Source organism: Streptomyces sp. NPDC028368 (genome assembly GCF_055565615.1).
In genome coordinates, this window is the sequence record NZ_JBVHTY010000009.1 from 87,862 (window position 1) to 106,653 (window position 18,792).

Annotated in this window: 17 protein-coding genes and 1 pseudogene; 5 read left to right on the plus strand and 13 right to left on the minus strand. The window is 73.4% G+C overall.

The features are described from left to right. Positions 1 to 44: 44 nt before the first annotated feature. Positions 45 to 935 carry a class I SAM-dependent methyltransferase gene (locus ACZ4S3_RS21845; protein ID WP_467936641.1) on the plus strand — a complete coding sequence of 297 codons (891 nt, stop codon included), beginning with the start codon at positions 45 to 47 and terminating at the stop codon, positions 933 to 935. Positions 936 to 1,079: 144 nt separating this feature from the next. On the opposite strand, the gene ACZ4S3_RS21850 is transcribed toward ACZ4S3_RS21845, so the two are convergent. The 7 genes from ACZ4S3_RS21850 to ACZ4S3_RS21880 all read right to left on the minus strand — a co-directional run bounded on the left by ACZ4S3_RS21850 (position 1,080) and on the right by ACZ4S3_RS21880 (position 7,847). Further along, the gene (locus tag ACZ4S3_RS21850) at positions 1,080 to 1,562 is read right to left on the minus strand and encodes an ATP-binding protein (RefSeq protein ID WP_467936643.1); all 483 of its coding nucleotides are present in this window, start codon (positions 1,560 to 1,562) and stop codon (positions 1,080 to 1,082) included. Between the two features lie 53 nt (positions 1,563 to 1,615). Next, the gene (locus ACZ4S3_RS21855; protein ID WP_467936645.1) at positions 1,616 to 3,736 is read right to left on the minus strand and encodes a xanthine dehydrogenase family protein molybdopterin-binding subunit; all 2,121 of its coding nucleotides are present in this window, start codon (positions 3,734 to 3,736) and stop codon (positions 1,616 to 1,618) included. A gap of 38 nt (positions 3,737 to 3,774) precedes the next feature. Further along, the gene (locus ACZ4S3_RS21860; RefSeq protein ID WP_467936647.1) at positions 3,775 to 4,761 is read right to left on the minus strand and encodes an FAD binding domain-containing protein; all 987 of its coding nucleotides are present in this window, start codon (positions 4,759 to 4,761) and stop codon (positions 3,775 to 3,777) included. Continuing rightward, entirely contained in the window at positions 4,758 to 5,372 is a 615-nt protein-coding gene (locus ACZ4S3_RS21865; RefSeq protein WP_467936649.1) for a 2Fe-2S iron-sulfur cluster-binding protein, read from the minus strand. The genes ACZ4S3_RS21860 and ACZ4S3_RS21865 overlap by 4 nt, the downstream gene beginning before the upstream one ends. Before the next feature lie 123 nt (positions 5,373 to 5,495). Next, positions 5,496 to 5,879, minus strand: coding sequence for a hypothetical protein (locus tag ACZ4S3_RS21870; RefSeq protein ID WP_467936651.1), 384 nt, complete (start codon positions 5,877 to 5,879; stop codon positions 5,496 to 5,498). 289 nt (positions 5,880 to 6,168) lie between these two features. Next, a complete protein-coding gene (locus tag ACZ4S3_RS21875; protein ID WP_467936653.1) occupies positions 6,169 to 6,906 on the minus strand; it encodes a class I SAM-dependent methyltransferase in 738 nt (245 codons plus the stop codon). A 254-nt stretch (positions 6,907 to 7,160) separates the two neighbouring features. Further along, positions 7,161 to 7,847 (minus strand): isochorismatase family protein, encoded by a 687-nt coding sequence (locus ACZ4S3_RS21880; RefSeq protein WP_467936655.1) that lies wholly within the window; start codon positions 7,845 to 7,847, stop codon positions 7,161 to 7,163. Positions 7,848 to 8,118: 271 nt separating this feature from the next. On the opposite strand from ACZ4S3_RS21880, the gene ACZ4S3_RS21885 reads away from it, so the two are divergent. Beyond that, on the plus strand, positions 8,119 to 9,324 hold the full coding sequence (locus ACZ4S3_RS21885; protein WP_467936657.1) for a serine hydrolase domain-containing protein: 1,206 nt from the start codon (positions 8,119 to 8,121) through the stop codon (positions 9,322 to 9,324). A gap of 532 nt (positions 9,325 to 9,856) precedes the next feature. Here the strand turns inward: ACZ4S3_RS21885 and ACZ4S3_RS21890 are convergent. Then, positions 9,857 to 10,372: a MarR family winged helix-turn-helix transcriptional regulator gene (locus tag ACZ4S3_RS21890; protein ID WP_467936658.1), complete on the minus strand. Its 516-nt coding sequence runs from the start codon at positions 10,370 to 10,372 to the stop codon at positions 9,857 to 9,859. A gap of 179 nt (positions 10,373 to 10,551) precedes the next feature. Here ACZ4S3_RS21890 and ACZ4S3_RS21895 point away from each other — a divergent pair, with 179 nt between their 5' ends. Beyond that, entirely contained in the window at positions 10,552 to 10,878 is a 327-nt protein-coding gene (locus ACZ4S3_RS21895) for a hypothetical protein (protein ID WP_467936660.1), read from the plus strand. Here the strand turns inward: ACZ4S3_RS21895 and ACZ4S3_RS21900 are convergent. Further along, complete coding sequence (locus ACZ4S3_RS21900) at positions 10,837 to 12,246, minus strand: hypothetical protein (protein ID WP_467936662.1); 1,410 nt, start codon at positions 12,244 to 12,246, stop codon at positions 10,837 to 10,839. The genes ACZ4S3_RS21895 and ACZ4S3_RS21900 overlap by 42 nt on opposite strands. Before the next feature lie 157 nt (positions 12,247 to 12,403). Between ACZ4S3_RS21900 and ACZ4S3_RS21905 the strand changes: the two genes are divergently transcribed. Then, positions 12,404 to 13,663, plus strand: coding sequence for a molybdopterin-dependent oxidoreductase (locus ACZ4S3_RS21905; RefSeq protein ID WP_467936664.1), 1,260 nt, complete (start codon positions 12,404 to 12,406; stop codon positions 13,661 to 13,663). A gap of 418 nt (positions 13,664 to 14,081) precedes the next feature. On the opposite strand, the gene ACZ4S3_RS21910 is transcribed toward ACZ4S3_RS21905, so the two are convergent. The 4 genes and pseudogenes from ACZ4S3_RS21910 to ACZ4S3_RS21925 form a co-directional block, all read right to left on the minus strand. Beyond that, positions 14,082 to 14,921 carry a class I SAM-dependent methyltransferase gene (locus tag ACZ4S3_RS21910; protein ID WP_467936666.1) on the minus strand — a complete coding sequence of 280 codons (840 nt, stop codon included), beginning with the start codon at positions 14,919 to 14,921 and terminating at the stop codon, positions 14,082 to 14,084. After that, the gene (locus tag ACZ4S3_RS21915) at positions 14,918 to 15,586 is read right to left on the minus strand and encodes a TIGR04282 family arsenosugar biosynthesis glycosyltransferase (protein ID WP_467936668.1); all 669 of its coding nucleotides are present in this window, start codon (positions 15,584 to 15,586) and stop codon (positions 14,918 to 14,920) included. The genes ACZ4S3_RS21910 and ACZ4S3_RS21915 overlap by 4 nt, the downstream gene beginning before the upstream one ends. Then, complete coding sequence (locus tag ACZ4S3_RS21920) at positions 15,583 to 16,314, minus strand: glycosyltransferase family 2 protein (RefSeq protein ID WP_467937007.1); 732 nt, start codon at positions 16,312 to 16,314, stop codon at positions 15,583 to 15,585. The genes ACZ4S3_RS21915 and ACZ4S3_RS21920 overlap by 4 nt, the downstream gene beginning before the upstream one ends. 21 nt (positions 16,315 to 16,335) lie before the next feature. Beyond that, positions 16,336 to 17,403: pseudogene (locus ACZ4S3_RS21925) on the minus strand (NAD-dependent epimerase/dehydratase family protein); the annotation flags it as partial. A 346-nt stretch (positions 17,404 to 17,749) separates the two neighbouring features. Here ACZ4S3_RS21925 and ACZ4S3_RS21930 point away from each other — a divergent pair. Beyond that, positions 17,750 to 18,760 carry a PP2C family protein-serine/threonine phosphatase gene (locus ACZ4S3_RS21930; protein ID WP_467937009.1) on the plus strand — a complete coding sequence of 337 codons (1,011 nt, stop codon included), beginning with the start codon at positions 17,750 to 17,752 and terminating at the stop codon, positions 18,758 to 18,760. Positions 18,761 to 18,792 lie beyond the last annotated feature (32 nt).

Genomic DNA, 18,792 nt, shown 5'->3' on the forward strand with positions numbered 1-18,792 from the left:
GGATGAACGAGCAGGGAACAACGGGGAACGGCAAGGAGTACGTGATGGTACGGGGCACGGACGCAGGCGACGACGCACGGCTCGCGGGAGAGGTCGCGGCGGGCAACACCCGTCAGGCGGAGGCGTGGAACGGGGACGACGGAGCGTACTGGAGCGAGCAGCGGGAGCGCCATGAGGCGATGTACCGCCGTCTCACACCGCATCTGATGGCGGCGGCGGGCCTGCGGGCCGACAGCCGGGTGCTGGACATCGGCTGCGGCAGCGGCGGGACGAGCCTGGCGGCGGCGGAGATCGCCACCGCCGGGTCGGTGCTCGGCGTCGACATCTCGGCGCCGTTGCTGGCGGTGGCCCGGGAGCGGGCGGCACGGGCCGGAGCGGGGCGGGTGCGCTTCGAGCAGGCGGATGCGCAGGTCCACGGTTTCGAGAGCGGCCGCTTCGATGTGGCGATGAGCCGCTTCGGGGTGATGTTCTTCGCCGATCCGGCGGCGGCGTTCGCCGGTATCGCCGATGCCCTGCGCCCCGGTGGCCGGCTGGCGTTCCTGTGCTGGCGGGGCGTGCGGGAGAACGCGTATCTGACCGTGCCGATCGGCGCCATCGCCTCGTATCTTCCCTTGCCGGAGCTGGAGGCGCCGGGCGAGCCGGGTCCCTTCTCGCTCGAGGACCCCGACCGGGTCAGGGCCCTGCTGGACGGCGCGGGATTCGAGGACATCTCCCTCAGCGCGGTGGACGAGCCGATGTGGATGGGGACGGACGCGGACGACATGATCGGCTATCAGCTCGGCATGCCGATGGCCCGCGCGATGCTCGCCGGAGCCGACGAGGACGCGAAGGCCAAGGCGATGACCGCGCTGCGGGATGCCGTCGCCCCGTATCAGGGGCCGGACGGCGTCACCTTCGGTTCGGCGTCGTGGCTGGTCACGGCCCGGCGGAGCTGACGCGGCGGCGTACGGCGGCCGTCCCTGCACCCGCAAGGACGGCCAAGCCGCTGCCAAGCCTCGATCGTCACCGCAGCGGATGCCGTTGTGCGGGAGTTCGTTGCCGGATGGCGGATGCCGGCCGGTCCGCGCAGGAGGACGGCGTCAGCCCACGGACATCACGGGAGCCACGGAAGCCACGGGAGCCGGCTGCGGCTTCACGTCCGGGACGCTGCGCAACGCCACCCGGCCCGTCAGCCGTGCCGTGCGCGCCGCCCCCACCCGTCGGGTGAACCAGACGACCTTGCCCGTAGGCGTCCCGCTGGTGCCCCAGCTGTCGCTCAGCGCCGCCACGGTCGAGAGTCCGCCGCCGGCGCTGCGCAGGGGCGGCAGCCGGGGGCCGTCGTCGGCGACCGAGGCCGTCAGCCGGCGGCCGGACCGGCGCAGTTCGACGACGCAGTGGGCGTGCGGGCCGATGTGCCGGTGCACGTTGGTCAGGAGCTCCACCACTCCCCGGCATACCGGCGCGATGTGCGGCTCGAGCTGCCAGTACCGCAGGTACGCGGCCACGATGCGCCTCATCTGCGGGATGCGTTCCGCCGAGGCATGCAGTGCGACCGCGTAGTGGCGGTCGTCGGGCAGGGTCATGATCGTGGCTCCTCGGCGGATCGTGGTGCGGTCGGGCGGTGCGCGGGGGCCGGTCAGCCCGTCAGGCGGGGCAGGATCTTGTCCGGGGTGAGGGGGAGGTCGCGCAGCCGGATGCCGGTGGCATGCCGTACCGCGTTGGCGATGGCCGCCGCGGTGCCGACGATGCCGATCTCGCCGATGCCCTTGCTGCCCATGGGGTTGAGGTGCGGATCGTCCTCGTCGAGCCAGTGGGCCTCGATGTCGGGGACGTCGGCACAGGCCGGTACGTGATACGAGGCCAGGTCGGTCTCGGTGAAGTCTCCGAAGGCCGGGTCCAGGCTGCTGCCTTCCGTCAGTGCCATGCCCAGGCCCATGGTCATGCCGCCGGTGAACTGGGAGCGTGCGGTGCGGGAGTTGAGGATCCGGCCGGCCGCGAACACGCCCAGCAGGCGGCGTACCCGTACCTCGCCGGTGACGGTGTCGACCTGCACCTCGGCGAACTGGGCGCCGAAGGAGTGCCGGGAGTACGGGCTCGGCTCGGCCGCCTCCTGCTGGGTGTCGGCGGTGGCCGTGATCCCCTGGGCCGGGAGCGGCCCCTGGTGCTCGCTCAGCCGCGCGATCAGGGCCATGGCGGCCTTGTGGACGGCCCAGCCCCAGGAGCCGGTGCCCGCGGAGCCGCCGGCCAGGAAGGCGGGCGGCAGGTCGCTGCTGCCGATCTCGATCCGTACGCGTTCCTCGGGGGCGCCCAGCGCGGCGGCGGCGACCTGGGCGAGGACGGTGCGGGCGCCGGTGCCGATGTCGGTGGCGTTCACGCGGATGCGGTAGCTGCCGTCGGCGGCGGCGTGCGCCTCGGCGGCGCTGCCCATGATGAGGACGGGGTAGGTGGAGGCGGCAACGCCCGTACCGAGCAGGAGGTTTCCCTCGCGGCGCACACCGGGCCGGGGGTCGCGGGGCAGCCAGCCGAACCGTTCCGCGCCCGCCCGCAGACACTCGACGAGATGCCGGCTGCTGAACGCGAGCCCACTGTCCGGTTCGGTCTCCGGCTCATTGCGGATCCGCAGGTCAACGGGGTCGATATCGAGCGCGACGGCGAGTTCGTCGACGGCGGACTCCAGGGCGTACATCCCGGGGGCCTCGCCCGGTGCGCGCATCCACGACGGGCTGGGTACGTCGAGGGCGGCGACGCGGTGCACGGTGCGGCTGTGGGGCGAGCGGTACATCATGCGGGCGGGGATGGCGGCCTGCTCGACGAATTCGCTGATCTTGGAGGTATGGGTGGCGCTTTCGTGCGCGAGGGCGGTGATGAGACCGTCGGTGCCCGCTGCCAGCCGTACGTGCTGGAGGGTGGGCGCCCGATGGCCGACGACCGCGGGCATCTGGCGGCGTGGCAGGGAGAGTTTGACGGGGCGGCCGGTGTGCCGTGCGGCCATCACGGCGAGGACGACCTGCGGGCGGGGTGTCCCCTTGGAGCCGAAGCCGCCGCCGACGTGTTCGGAGATGACGGTGATGTCGTCCTTGCCGAGCGCGAAGAGCGTGGCGAGGTCGTCGCGCACCCTGGTGGAGCCCTGGCTGGCGTCGTGGACGGTGAGGTGGCCGTCGCGCCAGCGGGCGGTGGAGGCGTGCGGTTCCATGGGGTGGTTGTGCAGCGGGGGCACGGTGTAGGTCGCGTCGACGGTGCGGTGCGCGGCGGCGAACGTCTCGTCCACGTCGCCGCGTTCGCGGGCGGCCGGATAGCCGCCGTTGACCTCCTGCGGTGTGTACAGGCCCGGGTGATCAGCGGTCAGCCGTACGTCGTGCCAGGCGGTGTCGTACGTGACGCGGACCGCTTCCGCCGCCGCGCGGGCCTCCTCCAGGCTGTCGGCGACGGCGAGTGCGACATACCAGCCGCGGTGCGGGACCCGGTCATCCTGGAGCACGGCCAGCGTGGCGTCGTCGGGGGTGGCGAGACGGGGCGCGTTCTCGTGCGTCAGCACCGCCCAGACCCCGGGCAGGGCCAGCGCCTCGTCGACGTCCACGGCGGTGATCCGGCCGGACGCGACGGTCGCGGGGACCGGCCAGGCGTAGGCACAGCCCGGCGGGGTGTGTTCGGCGGCGTAGCGCGCGGCGCCGGTGACCTTCTCCCGGCCCTCACGGCGGACGAGCGGTGCGCCTAGGGGGTGCGGGGTCGGGCCGAGGGGGAACGGGGCGGGGGGCATGGCGCGGTCCTTGGGGTGGGGGGCTGAGCCTCGGGGCGTCAGGCGCGGGCCGCGAGGTCGGCGAGCACGCCGACCGTCAGGTTCCGGGCCAGGGTGACCTTGAAGCCGTTGTCGCGCAGCGGGCGGGCGGCGGCGAGTTCGGCGTCGGCGGCGCGGGCGAAGGTGTGCTCGGTGGCGGACGCGCCGTGCAGCACCGCTTCGGCTGCGCGGGCCCGCCACGGCCGGTGCGCGAGCCCGCCGTACGCCAGGGCCGCGTAGCGGACGGCCCCGTCGCGTACGTCGAGCACGGCGGCCACGGAGACCAGCGCGAAGGCGAACGAGGCACGGTCGCGGGCCTTGCGGTAGCGCGAGTGCGCGCCGTCGCGGGCCGGCGGAAGCTGGACGGCGGTGATCAGTTCGCCGGACCGGATCACCGTGTCCCGCTCCGGGCGGTCACCGGGCAGCCGGTGGAAATCGGTCATTGGCACACTGCGTTCGCCGTCGGGGCCGTGCAGGTGAACGGTGGCCTCCAGGGCGGCGAGGGCGACCGCCATGTCGGACGGCTGGGTGGCGACGCAGTGCTCGGAGTGCCCCAGGACGGCGAGATCGCGATGTGCGCCTTCGCGGGCCGGGCAGCCGGTGCCCGGTGCACGCTTGTTGCAGGGCTTGGCGGTGTCCTGGAAGTAGAGGCAGCGGGTGCGTTGCAGCAGGTTTCCGCCGGTGGTCGCGGTGTTGCGCAGCTGCCCCGAGGCGCCGGCCAGCACCGCCTGCGAGAGCACGGGATAGCGGTCACGTACCGCTGCGTTCGCGGCCAGATGACTGTTGCGGACCATCGCACCGATCCGCAGCCCGCCGTCCGGCATCTCGTCGATACGGTCGAGCGGCAGCCGGCTGACGTCGACGAGCAGCCGCGGCGTCTCCACCCCCAGCTTCATCAGATCGACGAGGTTGGTGCCGCCGCCGAGGAACCGCGCCCCCGGCTGCTCCCCCATGACCCGTACGGCCTCCTCCACACTCCCGGCCCGCACATACCCGAACGGCTTCACCGCCCCGCCCCCTCGCCGGCACCACGTACGTTCACACTGCTCGCGTCCCTGGCATCACCCACCGCTTCGACGATGCGGGGGTAGGCGCCGCACCGGCACAGGTTCCCGCTCATCCGCTCGCGGATCTCGTCGGCGGTGAGCTCCATCGGGGCCCCGGAGTCCGCGTCGTACGGCGTGACATGCGACGGGAATCCGTCCGCCGCCTCCCCGAGCATCCCGACGGCCGAACAGATCTGACCGGGGGTGCAGTAGCCGCACTGCAGCGCGTCCCGCTCCAGAAAGGCCTCCTGCATGGGATGCAGCTGTTCCCCGTCGGCCAGTCCCTCGACGGTGGTGAGGTGCCGCCCGTCCTGCGCCACGGCCAGCAGCAGACAGCTGTTGGCCCGCTGCCCGTCGACGAGCACCGTGCACGCGCCGCACTGCCCGTGGTCGCAGCCCTTCTTGGCGCCGGTGAGATCGAGGCGCTCGCGCAGCACGTCCAAAAGGGTGGCCCGGTGATCCACCGTCAGCGTGTACGTCGTCCCGTTGACCCGCAGATACAGCTCGGAACGCTCGCTCCGCGCCGCCCGCAGTAGCCCGGCGCCGCCCGCCGGCTGATTACTGGACTCCACTCGTTCGCGCCTTTCCGGTCCAACGATCCGACAGGGTCTGTGCTTCCGGCTCAGCTCCCGGCTGCCCTCAGCGGGTGTCCCTCAGCGGGTGTCCGTCAGCGGCTGCCCCTCAACGGGTGTCCCTCAGCGGGTCTCCAGCCGCAGCTGGACCTCCTGTTCCTGGTCACCGGCGGCCGTGCCGAGGATCCGCACCGCGAACGCGTGCGTCAGGCTCTCGCGCAGCCGGGCCACCGCCCAGTAGCCGCCCTGGAGATCGACCGTCACCGGCGCGGTCAGCGGCCGCGGCGCGGCCTCCGCCCGCAGCTCGCTCACATCGAACGTCGCGGTCCACACCGTCGTGTCCGCCCCGGCCACCTCCGTGGGCACATCGTCCGCGGCCCGGTCGGAGGCGAAGGACTCACGCAACGCGCTGAAGACGGCATGCGCGTCCTTCGTCGCGCAGCCGACGACCTCCACCACGACCTCGTCCGGGTGTACCGCGTGTGACGTCTCTTCCGCGCTGTTCACAGTCGGGGCCTTCCTCTGGGAGCCGAACGCTTCCAGGCTCGCCCCATGGCCCGCTGTGTGCGACCGGAGGCTCGAACGAGTGGTTTGAATGGGCGCAACTTCCCCACGACACCCCAGAGCATTACTCTATGTAATCGGAGCGGTACGCTACTCACCGACTGGGGCGAGGAAGGCGCTGTAGGCATCACGGCGCACCTGCCCACGCCAGGGAGCGAGCCCGAGCACGAAGTGCTTGCACTCGACGACGTCCGGGCGGCCGGCCATGCGGCCGCCGCCGCTCCGGGCCCCGTTACGGGCGGGCGTCGCGGCGGAAGAGGGCCGTGGAGAGGAAGGGTTCGCCGAAGCGGGGGGACTCGGGTGGTTCGTCGCGCATGGGGCGCAGTTCGATCTCCGTCAGGTCGGAGAAGATCCAGCGCAGGGAGTCCGGCGTGTAGGCGAGGCCGCCATGGAGACCCGCCTGACGGTAGAAGTCGGCGTCGGGAAGCTCGGAGCCCATCTCGCCGGCCGCGAAGCAGGTGAGGGCGAAGTGGCCGCCAGGAATGAGGGCCCGGTCGAGCAGGGTGAGGTAGCTGACGCGGCGGTGCGGCGGCAGATGATGGAAGCAGCCGGAGTCGTAGATCAGGTCGTACGGGCCGCCGAGTTCGGTGCCGGCGAGGGTGAAGGCGTCACCGCAGCGGAACCGCACATCGGCCCCCGCCTCGCGGGCGCGGCCCTCGGCCCAGGCGATGGCCGCCGGGGAGAGGTCGACGGCGTCCACCGTGAAGCCGAGTGAGGCGAGGTGGAGCGCGTTGCGGCCGGGGCCGCAGCCGAGGTCGAGGGCGCGGCCCGGGGTGATCAGGCCGCGGTCGAGGTAGGAGACCAGGTTCTCGTCCGGCTTCGCCGCGAAGAACGGCACCGGCTTGGAGCGGTCCGCGTAGAAGCCGTCCCACCAGGAGGCCGCGTCGGTCGTCCAGCGGTCGGCCTCCGGCGCGAACAGGCCGTCCAGCAGCCTGAGTACGTCGTCCATCGTGCGGATGTTCCGGTCCATCCGACTCCCCTTCCCCGATCCGGCGATGGTAGGTCCGGGGCACGCAAAAGCCCAGCTCAGGTGGCGTGACAGGATGCCGCATCCGGTCGCGTGAGAGGCTCGGCCGAGGGACTGCAGGGCGTGACCCTCTGATGGAGGCGAACGTCGCCCACGCACCCGGCAAAGGCTGCCACGGGGGCAATCCCCGCCGCGTCGATCCGGGTTTCTGGGGCGAGGTCCCGCCGGACACCTGGAGGCCGGATCACGCCGCCGCGTCAGGAGCCCACCTCAGCCTCGGCTTCGACCTCGACCTCGGCCTCGGCCTCGGCCTCGCCGCAGAGTGCACGCGCCCGGACCGGCCCACTCGGCGCGCCGGCGAAGGGGACCTCCGCGGATCGGGCGACGATCTCGACCTCGTCACCGAGGGCCCATTCGGCGGCGCGGGCGGACATGGCGGCCGGGACCGGGGGGCCGATGCCGGGGGCCGCGGGGATGTCGTAGGTGGCGTGTGCGTCGTGGGGCAGGACGACGCGGAAGCCGGTCGCCAGGGCCGTACGGGCGGTTGCGCTGACGCACATCTCGGACAGCACACCGCAGAGGGCCAGCGCCCGGACGCCGGTGTCGGCGAGCAGGGCGGCCAGCGGGGTGTCCTCGAAACCGTCGTCGTCCGTCTTGCGGATCACGGCCTCCAGGGGACCGCGCTCGATGGGGAGGTGAAGCTCCCAGCCGGGAGTGTGCGGTGCGTCGACGGCGCCGGGCGGGCCGTCGTTCTGCAGGTGGACGACGAGGGCACCGGCGGCGCGGGCGCGGGCGATCAGGTCGCGGCTCCGGTCGAGCACCCGGGCCGCGTCGGGGACCGCGTCGCCACCGGAGACAAAGGCCGTCTGCATGTCGACGACGATGAGGGCCTCAACGGGACGGGGGCACAAGGGCGGGCGGAGCGGGCTCGGTTGCTCGGTCATGGCTCCATCTTGCGGTAGGCGCTGGTGGGTGCTGGTAGGCGCTCCTGGGTGGAGGGAGGCCCAGTGCGGTGCAGTGCAGTGCGGTGTGGTGCGGTGTGGTACGCGCTGGAGATCTGCATCCGCACTGCGCCGTACGGGCCCCCGTAGTTGCCACGGGCATCGAACCGGACGGATCATCCCGTACGGGACGGTCCCGGCGGAATGGGCGTACGAGGGCGATATGTGCGAGGACGGCGCGACATGTGCGGGGACGATGCGAGGGAGAGGCAGCATGGCAGAGGTGGGGGAAGCCACTGTGAGTGGGCGCTGTGCGGCGGGATTCGAGGGGGTGCGGGAGGCCTTTGAGCGGAATTTCCGGGTGCACGGGGACGTCGGCGCGGCGGTGACGGTGACCGTGGACGGCGAGGCGGTGGTCGATCTGTGGGGCGGGCACGCGGACGAGGCGCGGACCCGTACCTGGGGGCACGACACGCTGGTGAATGTCTACTCGACCTCGAAGGGGATGACCGCGCTGTGCGCTCATCTCCTCGTGGACCGGGGCGAGTTGGAGCTGGATGCGCCGGTCGCGCGCTATTGGCCGGAGTTCGCGCAGGCCGGAAAGCAGGACATACCGGTGCGCTGGCTGCTCAGCCACCGGGCCGGGGTGATCGCACCGCGTGAACCGCTGGCGGAGCGGTATGCCTATGACTGGGATTACGTGTGTGCGGCGCTGGCCGCCGCGCCGCCTTGGTGGGAGCCGGGCTCCGCGCAGGGGTATCACGCGGTGACGTTCGGGTACCTGGTGGGCGAGGTGGTGCGCCGGATCAGCGGGGTGTCGCTCGGCGCGTTCCTGCGGAGCGAGATCGCGGAGCCGCTCGGTGCGCGGGTGTTCATCGGTACGCCGGCCGAGGAGCACGCACGGTGTGCGGAGATGGTCGGGCAGCTGGACGAGGCGCGGATCGCCGAGCGGTTCCCGGGTATTCCGAAGCCGCCGTTCCGCGCGCTCGACGATCATCCGCTGGCGGTGGTCATGCTGGCACTGACCTATATCCCCACCGGTGACGTCAACAGCGCCGCCTACCGCTCGGCCGAGATCCCGGCGGGCAACGCACACGCCTCGGCGCACGGTCTGGCCACCGTCTACGGGGCACTGGCGGGCGGGAAGCTCGTACGGCCCGCCACTCTGGAGGCGATGCGCGAGGCGCAGAGTCTGCCGCATGAGCCGGATCTGGCGATCGATGCGCTCGCGCCGCCGGGGACGGAGCGGCGCTGGGGGCTGGGTTTCATGCTCAATCACCAGGGTCAGGCGGGCCCCAATCCGCGGGCGTTCGGGCACGGCGGCGCGGGTGGCTCGTATGCCTTCGCGGATCCGGAGAATCGGTTGTCGTATGCGTATGCGATGAACAAGTACGGCGGAGGTGCCACCGGTGACGCCGATCCGCGCAATATGGGGCTGATCGCGGCGACATATGAGGCCCTGGAGCGGGTGCGCGGCTGACATCGGGTGGTGGGGGCCGGGCGGTGGGGGCCGGGCCGCCGGGCGGATCCGGCGCTGGAAGACTGATGAGGATCTTGTTGAGGGGCTGTCCGGCCGTGGGTCGGACGGCCCCTTTCGGCTATGCGGTGGCCGGGGCGAGTGTCCAGGTGCCGTTGGTTCGGGTGAGTCCGAGGTTGAACGGTCGGCGGAGGTTGAGTGCGGCGGCTCGGGTGATGTGCCACCGGCCGTCACAGCCGTCGGAATCCTCGGCCGGTTCGACGTCCAGGTCCGGTCCACAACCAGCGCAGGCGACAGCGTGACTGGTTCTACCGAACGTTCCGCACGTACGAGAACTTCCGCGCCGAGGCGATCGAGGAGGCGCGCCAAGTGCAGTACGAGAAGGGTGGTGCGGCGGTCGTGCGGCATCTGAGGATCCTGTATCCGCACCTCCCGGTGCCCATGATCACGCGGCTGATCAAAGAGCTCTGACCCGGTACCCGCCGGTGGAGGACAGCGCCGGCACACTGGCCGGCGTCGCCGGGCCCGGCCGTCCCTACGGCGCTGCCGTCTCGGGCGGTGGCGCCGGCCTCGGTGCGACGCGGGGTTCGCCGGCCGCATCCGTCAGGGCGCGCAGCGAGGTGATCAGCCCGGCGCGCCGTTCGGCCGGCAGGCGGGAGACGATCTCGGCGATTTCCGTGTGCCGGTGGGACAGCACCCGTTCGACGAGGGCGTGGCCCTTGGGTGTCAGTTGGAGTACGACCTCGCGGCGGTTGCCGGGGTTGGGTTGCCGGGCGACGCCGCCGGCCGCCTCCAGCCGGTCGACCATCCGCATCGCGGTGGACGGATTGACGCCCAGCGCGGTGGCCAGTGAGGCGAGCTTGACCGGGCCCCGGCTGTCCAGCACCACCAGGGCGCGCAGCTGGGGCAGGGTGAGGGTGGGATCGCTCTCGGCGAGCGCGCGGGCCGATATCGCCACCAGCAGCCGGGAGGCGGTCAGCACGGCGGCGATGACCTCCTCGGCGTCGCCGTCGAGGCCGTGATCATGATCGAGGTGCGTGTCATGCCCCATGGCGTCTTTATACCCGGTGGCGGCATTTCCGCTGGTGGCGGGCGCGTACGGGCATGGCCGGAGGTCCCGCGCCCGCGCACCCGCCGAACGCGGTGGCACGGCGCAATAATGGAGAAGTGCGGCACGGATCCGTGTCCCGGCGCACGGTGCGCGGGGCGCGGGGAGAGGCAGTGGTGACCATGGACAGGGACAGGGACCGGGACACCGAGCCCGTTCACGAGGCGTATTCACTTGTCTGCCTGCATTGCGGATACGGCTGGGAAGAGGAGTACGAGATCCGGCACACCACGGATCTGTCCGGGCATCGGCGGGCCGACTACTTCGTCCGTGGCGTCCGGGTCGCCTCGCCGCTGACCCGTGCCGACTGCCCGGCCTGCAATCGCGGCCCGATCCGGATCCTGCGCCCCGGCCGGGTGAGCGCCAGCCGTTCGCTGTTCGCGTGGTCCAGCTACCCCGACTGGACGTCACCATCCGGTGTACAGAAGGTGGTTGACGAGAAGGGCTAGGACGGCCTGAGCGGTCAGCCAGTGGCGGTGCCGGGCGGCGGGCAGCAGGGCGGTCGCGGGCAGCAGCCAGAGGGCGAACGGCAGCCAGATGCGTTCGGTCTCCGCCTTGCTCATGCCGGAGAGGTCGGCGGCGAGGAGGGCGACGAGCGCGGCCAGGACGAGGAAGGCCAGGCGGTCGGCGGCCGTCCCGGGCGGTTGGTGCCGCAGCTTTCGGAGGGCGCGCGGTGCCGCCGTCAGGACGTGCCGTAGTCCGGCGACGGTGGCGAGGCCGGTGATCAGGACGGTGCAGCCGAGGTTGCCCCAGATCCAGTACGCGTACGGGCGGACGGCCGCGGCGCCCTGGTAGTAGCGCTCGACCAGGAGGCGGTAGCCCTCCCACCACGCGAATCCCGCGAGGGTGAAGACGACGCCGACGGCCGCCGCCGCGGCCAGGGCGAGGGGCAGCGGCCGGGCGGTACGGCCGATCAGCAGGACCGCGGCGGCGATGACGGCGATGAGGGTGAGGCCGTAGGAGAGGTAGCAGGTGAGGCCGAAGAGGAGGCCCGCGGTCAGGGCGGCCGCCGCCGGGGAGCGGGTGGTGCGGGTGGCGGCCAGGGCGAGGAAGGCGAGGGCCCAGGCGGCGACGGCGGCGAAGTAGCCGTCCGCGGAGGTGCCGACCCAGACGGCGGCCGGGGCCAGGACGAGGAAGGGTGCGGCGCGGCGGGCGGTCCTTTCGTCGGTGAGGGCGCGCAGGGCGATGAGGACGGCGGCCGCGGCGGAGGTGCCGGCGGTGATGCACCAGATGCCGGCCCAGGCGCCGCCGCTCAGGCCGATGCGGTCGAGGCCGACGAAGGTGAGGACCGCGGCCGGCGGGTGACCTGCGACATGGGCGGGCCAGTGGTCCGGGGCGTTGTTGAGGATGTGGTGGGTGAAGTCGCGCAGCGCCGGGCCGAGATGGTCGAAGCGGTGGATGACCGTCAGGTACTCGTATTCGGTGGTGAGGCGGCCGGCGATGCCGGTGTGGAAGCCGTCGATCAGCGCCAGTGACCATGTCCAGGCCATCGACGCGAGCCAGCCGGCGAGGAGGAGGAAGCGCCAGGGCAGCCGGGTCGCCAGTGGGGGTCCGTAGGCGATGACGAGGACGGCGACCGCGAGCGCGGCGGGGGTGCCGGGGCCGATGTGGGGGAACCAAGAGGCGTACAGCGGGGGCCAGTTGACGTGCAGGCTGCCGTTGGCGTGCTGGATGACGGTGCCGACGACGGCGACGACCGTGACGAGGAGGGCGCCGACGGCGGCGGCCAGCAGATCGGCGCGGCGCACACCGCGTTCTTCGGGGGTCGCACGCGAGGTCGCAGGAGCGGTCGCGCGGGAGGGCAGACGAGGGGTCACACCGGAACGCTAGGGCGCGGGCGGGCCGCTCCGGCCGCCGCGCGGCAGCGACGTCAGAGTTTCGTCATGCGTCGTAGCCGCCTGGGCGCACCCTTCGCGGCTTACCGTCGGGGCACGGCGGCGGAACCCTCGTCGCGCGAACCGTCGAGGACACCTCATGCGCGCCCATCACCTCGCTCCCCCGCCCCCTACCTCTCCGTCGTTCTGGCGCAGCCCGCTGCGCGGCCCCCGGCTGACGGCGCTGCTCGGTGTCGTCCTGCTGGCCGGTATCACGCTGCTGTTCGTGACCGGGCTGCTGTCGTACGCCGCCTATAACCCGAATCTGGCGGGCGGCGTCAACGACAAGACGCCCGACAAGGGCCTGCTGGGCTTCTATCTCTTCGCCTGGCCGACCGGTCCGCACTGGCTCTACCGGGTCACCCAAGGGGTGCATGTCACCCTCGGCATCACGCTGGTGCCCGTCCTGCTCGCGAAGCTCTGGTCGGTCATCCCGAAGCTCTTCACGCTGCCGCCGGCCCGGTCCCTGGGCCATGCGATGGAGCGGCTGTCGCTGCTTTTGCTGGTGGGCGGGGCGCTGTTCGAGTTCGTCACGGGGATTCTCAACATCCAGCTGGACTACCTCTTCCCCGGGTCGTTCTATCCGCTGCACTTCTACGGGGCGTGGGTGTTCATCGGCGCGTTCGTGGCGCATGTCGTGCTGCGGATCCCGCGCACCGTACAGGCGCTGCGCGAGCGTACGGATCCCGCGGCGGACGCCGATGACACCGGGCTGGTCGCGCCGCGGCCCGCCCCGCCGACCGTCTCGCGGCGTGGGGCGCTGTGGCTGGTGGGCGGCGGCTCGTTGCTGCTGTTCGGGACGACGGCGGGGCAGAGCATCGGCGGGTGGTGGCGGCGTACGGCCCTGCTGGCGCCGCACGGCGGGCGGGACCCGGGAAGCGGCCCGAACGGCTTCCAGATCAACAAGACCGCGGCATACGCCGGCATCCGGCCGCAGGACACCGGTGACGACTGGCGGCTGACGGTCGAGGGCGGCGGGCGCCAGGTGCGGATCGGCCGCGCCGAGCTGCTGCGGCTGCCGCAGCACGAGTCGGCGCTGCCGATCGCCTGTGTCGAGGGCTGGTCGACGGACGATCAGCTGTGGAGCGGGGTGCGGCTGCGCGATCTCGCGGCGCTGGTGGGGCTCGGGGAGCGGCCGCCGGACGTCCTGGTGGAGTCGCTCCAGCTGCACGGGGCGTTCCGGCGGGCCGCCCTGCGCGCCAACCAGGTGCGCGACGGGCGTTCCCTGCTCGCGCTGCGGGTGGGCGGCGCGCCGCTGTCGCACGACCACGGCTATCCGGCGCGGATCATCGTGCCGGCGGCGCCGGGGGTGCTCAACACCAAGTGGGTGGCCCGGCTGACGTTCGGGGAGCTGTCGTGAGAGCCGTCAGGGGAGCCGTGAAGCGAGCCGGCGGGTGGGGGAAACGGCCGGGGGCGTGGCTGGGGACGGGACTGCGGCGGCTGCGGCGGCGTCGCTGGTACGGCGAGGGGTCGCTGCATCTGCTGCTGATGCTCGCCTCGTTCGCGCTCACCGGCTATGCGGGGCTGCGGCTGCTCGGCGGTGCGCAGTGGCCGCTCGTCGTGGTGTGGTTCGCCGGGGCGGCGCTGCTGCACGATCTGGTACTGCTGCCGCTGTATTCGCTCGCCGACACGGTGGTGCGGGCGGCCACGGCGGGCACGGGGCGGCACCGCGCGTGGACGGGATACGTACGGGCTCCCGGCGCCCTGTCGGCGCTGCTGCTGTTGGTGTGGTTCCCGCTGATCGCGGGCTCGGCCGGCGACGGCGGACCGGCGGCGCACTACGAGTCCGCCACCGGCCTGCCCGGCGAGGTGTTCCTGGCGCGCTGGCTGCTGATCACCGCCGGACTGTTCGCGCTGTCGGCCCTGTTGCTGCTGGGCCGGACGGCGGCGCCCCGGCTGCGCGGCACGGCGGCGCGGGTGCGGCGGCGCAGGGCCACGAAGCAGCGCCCGGCGCCCGGCCGCTGATCGGCGGGCGCCTGCGGGTCGGCGACGGACCACTGCTCCCCGGGCGTCCAGCCCGCGGCCGCCGCATACCGCAGCAGCGCGGGCGTCCCGACCCGGGCCCAGGGGAACAGCCCGCCCGTGGCGCTGTGGCCGCCGTGCCCGGTGTCCACCCGTACCTGGACCCGTTCGTCGACGTCCGCGGGGGTGGTCTCCACGATGAGCAGCCCGCGCCGGGTGAGCAGTTCGGCCGCCCGCAGGAGCAGGGCGAGGGGGTCGCCGCCGATCCCGATGTTGCCGTCGAGCAGCAGCGCCGTTCCCCAACTCCCCTCACCCGGAAGGGAGTCGAAGACCGAGCGGCACAGGGCGGTGCCGCCGACCGCGGCCGTACGGGCCACCGCGGCCTCACTCACATCGATGCCGAGCGCCCGCCGGCCCTGGGCGGCGAGCGCGGCGACCAGCCGGCCGGGGCCGCAGCCGATGTCGAGAACGGTGCCCTCACAGCGGCGCAGCGCCGACAGGTCGGCGGCGTCGGCCCCGGCGCACCAGCGCTCGACCTCCAGCGGCAGCAGCCAGCCATCGGAGCGGCGCAGGAACAGCGGGCCGCGGCCGCTGCGCAGTGCGTCGGCGTAAGGGTCGGCACCCCAGGTCGGGGTGCGGTTCGTGGTGGGACTCATCGTTCGGCGACCGCCGTCAGCCGGGCGAGGGTGGCGGCGAACCGTCCCCCGGGGGCCTGGGCCGCGACATGGCCGGCGTCGGCCGCGGTGTCGACGTCGCGCAGCGCCGGCAGTTCCCCTACGCGGAGTCCGGCGGCGGTCAGCCGGGCGCGCTGGACGGCGCCGGTGCGGGCGGTGGACATGGGGACGCCGCGCAGCAGCCCGGGGGCGGGGGCGGCCAGGCCCAGCGCCCAGAATCCGCCGTCCTCGGCCGGGCCGAACCAGGCGTCGCAGTGCTGCCAGGCGTCCGGTTCCAGGGCGGGGGCGAGGAGTTGGGCGGTGACCTGGGGGGTGTCCATGCCGATGAGCAGGGTGGGGCCGGGGCTGTCGGCGAAGGCGGCGGCCAGCCGTTCGTCGAGGCCGCCCGCGCACTGATGCCGGACGTCGAACCCGGCCGGCAGCCAGCTTCCGGGCCGGCCGTCGAGCACCAGCACCCGCCGCCGGGCGGGCATGGCGCGGACGGCCTGGAGGGTGTCGTACAGCGCGGCCTCGGCCAACTGGGCGGCCTCATAGGGGGTGTAGGGCGGGGTGAGGCGGGTCTTGACCTTGCCGGGCACCGGTTCCTTGGCGATGACCAGGACGGTCGTCGGCCCGGAAAGCCGCGGAGGGCCTGCGGGTCCGGTCATCGGGCCGTCTCCCGCGCATCCGGACGGGGCTCTTCCGGGCGGGGCTCGTCCGACCGGGACGGATCCGCACCGGTCGCGAGCGGCGGGCGGCGCAGCACCCGGCGCATATCGCGTACCGCGTGCCAGGTGCCGCGCCAGGTGCCGGTGACCTTGGAGCGGCCGGTGCGCGGGCGGTAGGGGACGTCGCGTTCGTCGATGCGCCAGCCCGCGTCGGCGGCCCGTACGACCATCTGGAGCGGATAGCCGCTGCGGCGGTCGGTGAGGGCGAGGCCGAGCAGTGCGGTGCGGCGGGCGGCGCGCAGCGGGCCGAGGTCGTGCAGGCGCAGGCCGGTGCGGCGGCGCAGCATCCGGGCCAGTGCCAGGTTGCCGAGCCGGGCGTGCGGGGGCCAGGCGCCGCGGCCCACCGGGCGGCGGCGGCCCAGCACCAAGTCGTATGCGCCGTCCTGCACGGACCGCACGAAGGGGGCGAGCAGGCCCGGGTCGAGGGAGGCGTCGCAGTCGCAGAAGCAGACGATGTCGGCGTCGGCGGCCAGCAGTCCGGCGTGGCAGGCGGCGCCGAAGCCGCGGCGGGGCTCGTGGACGACGGTGGCGCCCAGGTCGCGGGCGAGGGCGGCGGAGCCGTCGGTGGAGCCGTTGTCGACGACGATCGCCCGCCAGCCGTCCGGGATGCGTGCCAGCACCCAGGGCAGGGCCGCGGCCTCGTCCAGGCAGGGCAGCACGACGTCCACCGGGGCCGGGCGCGCGGTGGCGGCGGCCGCGCGGGCCGGTGCCGCCCGCATGCCGTCCCGTGCGAACTCCGCCATCCCCTCGGCGAATCCGGTCGCCGCCCGCCAGCCGAGTTCGTCCGCGATCCGCCGCGAGGACGCCGTGATGTGCCGGACGTCGCCCAGCCGGTACTCCCCCGTGACCACCGGCTCCGGCCCGCCGCACGCCTCCGCCAGCGTCCGGGCCATCTCCCCGACGGTGTGCGGCTCCCCGCTGCCCGTGTTGTACGCGGTCAGGGTCCCCGTCTCCCGGTCGGCCAGGGCCTCCAGCGCCACCACATTGGCCGCCGCGATATCCCGTACGTGCACGAAGTCCCGCCGCTGGCCGCCGTCCTCGTACACGGTCGGTGCCTGCCCGCGGGCCAGCGCCGAGCGGAAGAAGGAGGCGACGCCCGCGTAGGGGGTGTCGCGCGGCATCCCGGGCCCGTAGACGTTGTGGTAGCGCAGCGAGACGGCCCGGCCGCCGGTCGCGCGGGCCCAGGAGCCGGCCAGATGCTCCTGGGTGAGCTTGGTCGTGGCGTACACATTGCGCGGATCGACGGGCGCGTCCTCGCCGACCAGGCCCGGCCGCAGCGCCGCACCGCAGGCGGGGCAGCGCGGCTCGAACCGTCCGGCGTCCAGGTCGGCCACCGCGCGCGGCCCCGGGCGCACCGTCCCGTGTTCGGGGCAGGTGTAGCGCCCCTCCCCGTAGACCACCATCGACCCTGCCAGCACCAGCGCGCCGACCCCGGCCGTGGCCATCTCGGCGAGGAGTACGGCGGTGCCCAGGTCGTTGCAGCCCACGTAGTCGGGCGCGTCCGCGAAGTTCTTGCCCAGGCCGACCATCGCCGCCTGGTGGCAGACCGCGTCCACACCCCGCAGCGCCTCGGCGACGGCCGCGCTCTCCCGTACGTCCGCGACGATACGGCGCACGCCCGGCCGCGGCGCGGGCGGCTCGGGGTGGGCCGACGGCAGCAGCGCGTCGAGGACCACGGGCTCGTGCCCGCGTTCCGCCAGCGCCGCCACGACCTGCGATCCGATGAATCCGGCGCCGCCGGTGACCAGTACACGCATGCCGGTCACGCTAGGCGCGGTACGGCGCTCCGGCCCGCGTGGCGGCGCCCGTGTCACAGGTCCGTAAGATCCGCACGCTCCCCGCACCGCGGTCCCCGCACCACGCGCTCCCCGCACCGCACGGTCCCCGCACCTCGCTCCGCCCGCTCTCCCTTCGGACGGCGATTTGATAACAGACCGCATTCGAGGTATTTCGGTCCGGCATATGACACATATGCTCGGTTCGGGGGCGGTTTCCCCCGCGCAAGATCTCACCCCTGATGCCCCGTCGGAGTACCCCTTGGCCGTGTCGAACAGAGAGCAGCGCACCGGCTCCCGGGTGCTGTTCGCGCTCCCGTACACCGTGATGGCCACGGTCTGCGCGGCGGATCTCCTGGTGGGCCCGGGGCTCGGCCTGCTGCCGCTGGTCTCCCTGGGACCCGCGTTCGCCGGGCTGGTCGGCGGCTGGCGCCGTACGGTCCTCGTCGGGCTGATCGCGGCCGTCCTGTGCGTGGGCCTGGGCCTCCACAGCGATCTGCTGGAGGGGCGGCGGGGGCTGACGGCGCTGCTGACGGTGGCCGGGGTCACCGCCGCCGGTGTGGTGGCCGCCGTCATGCGCCAGCGCCGCGAGGCGGAACTGGCCAGCGTCCGGTCGATCGCCGAGGTCGCCCAGCGCGTCCTGCTGCGCCCGGTCCCGCGCGGCGCGGGCCCGCTGCGCATCGCCGTCTCCTACACCTCGGCGGTGGCCGAGGCGCGGATCGGCGGGGACCTGTACGAGGTGGTGACCTCACCCGGCGGCGTACGGATGATCGTCGGGGACGTCCAGGGCAAGGGCCTGGAAGCGGTGGAGACCGCGGCCGTGGTGCTCGGCGCCTTCCGCGAGGCGGCACATGACGAACCGGATCTGCCCGCGGTCGGCGAACGGGTGGAGAGGGCGCTGAACCGGCACCTGGCCGGCGAACGGTTCGTCACCGCCGTGCTCGCCGAGGTCGGCGACGGCCCCCACGCCACCCTCCTCAACTTCGGCCATCCGGCCCCCCTCGTCGTCCGCCCCACCGGCTCGGTCGCCTTCGCCGCCCCGCCCGACCGCGCCCTTCCCCTCGGCCTCGCCGAGCACGGCTCCGACGCGCCCCTCCCCTACGAGGTGCCGTTCGCCCCCGGCGACCAGCTGCTCTTCTACACCGACGGCGTCACCGAGGCCCGCGACGCGACGGGCCGCTTCTACCCCCTCGACGAACGCGCCGCCCTGCTCAAGGACCCCGACCCCGAGGCGGCACTGCGCGCGGTGCGCGAGGACCTGGTCGAACACGTCGAGGGGCCGCTGCACGATGACGCGGCGATGCTGCTGGTGCGGTACCGGGCCGGGCACGGGGACTAAGGGCTGTCCCGTAATGCCTGGTGGATCAGCGC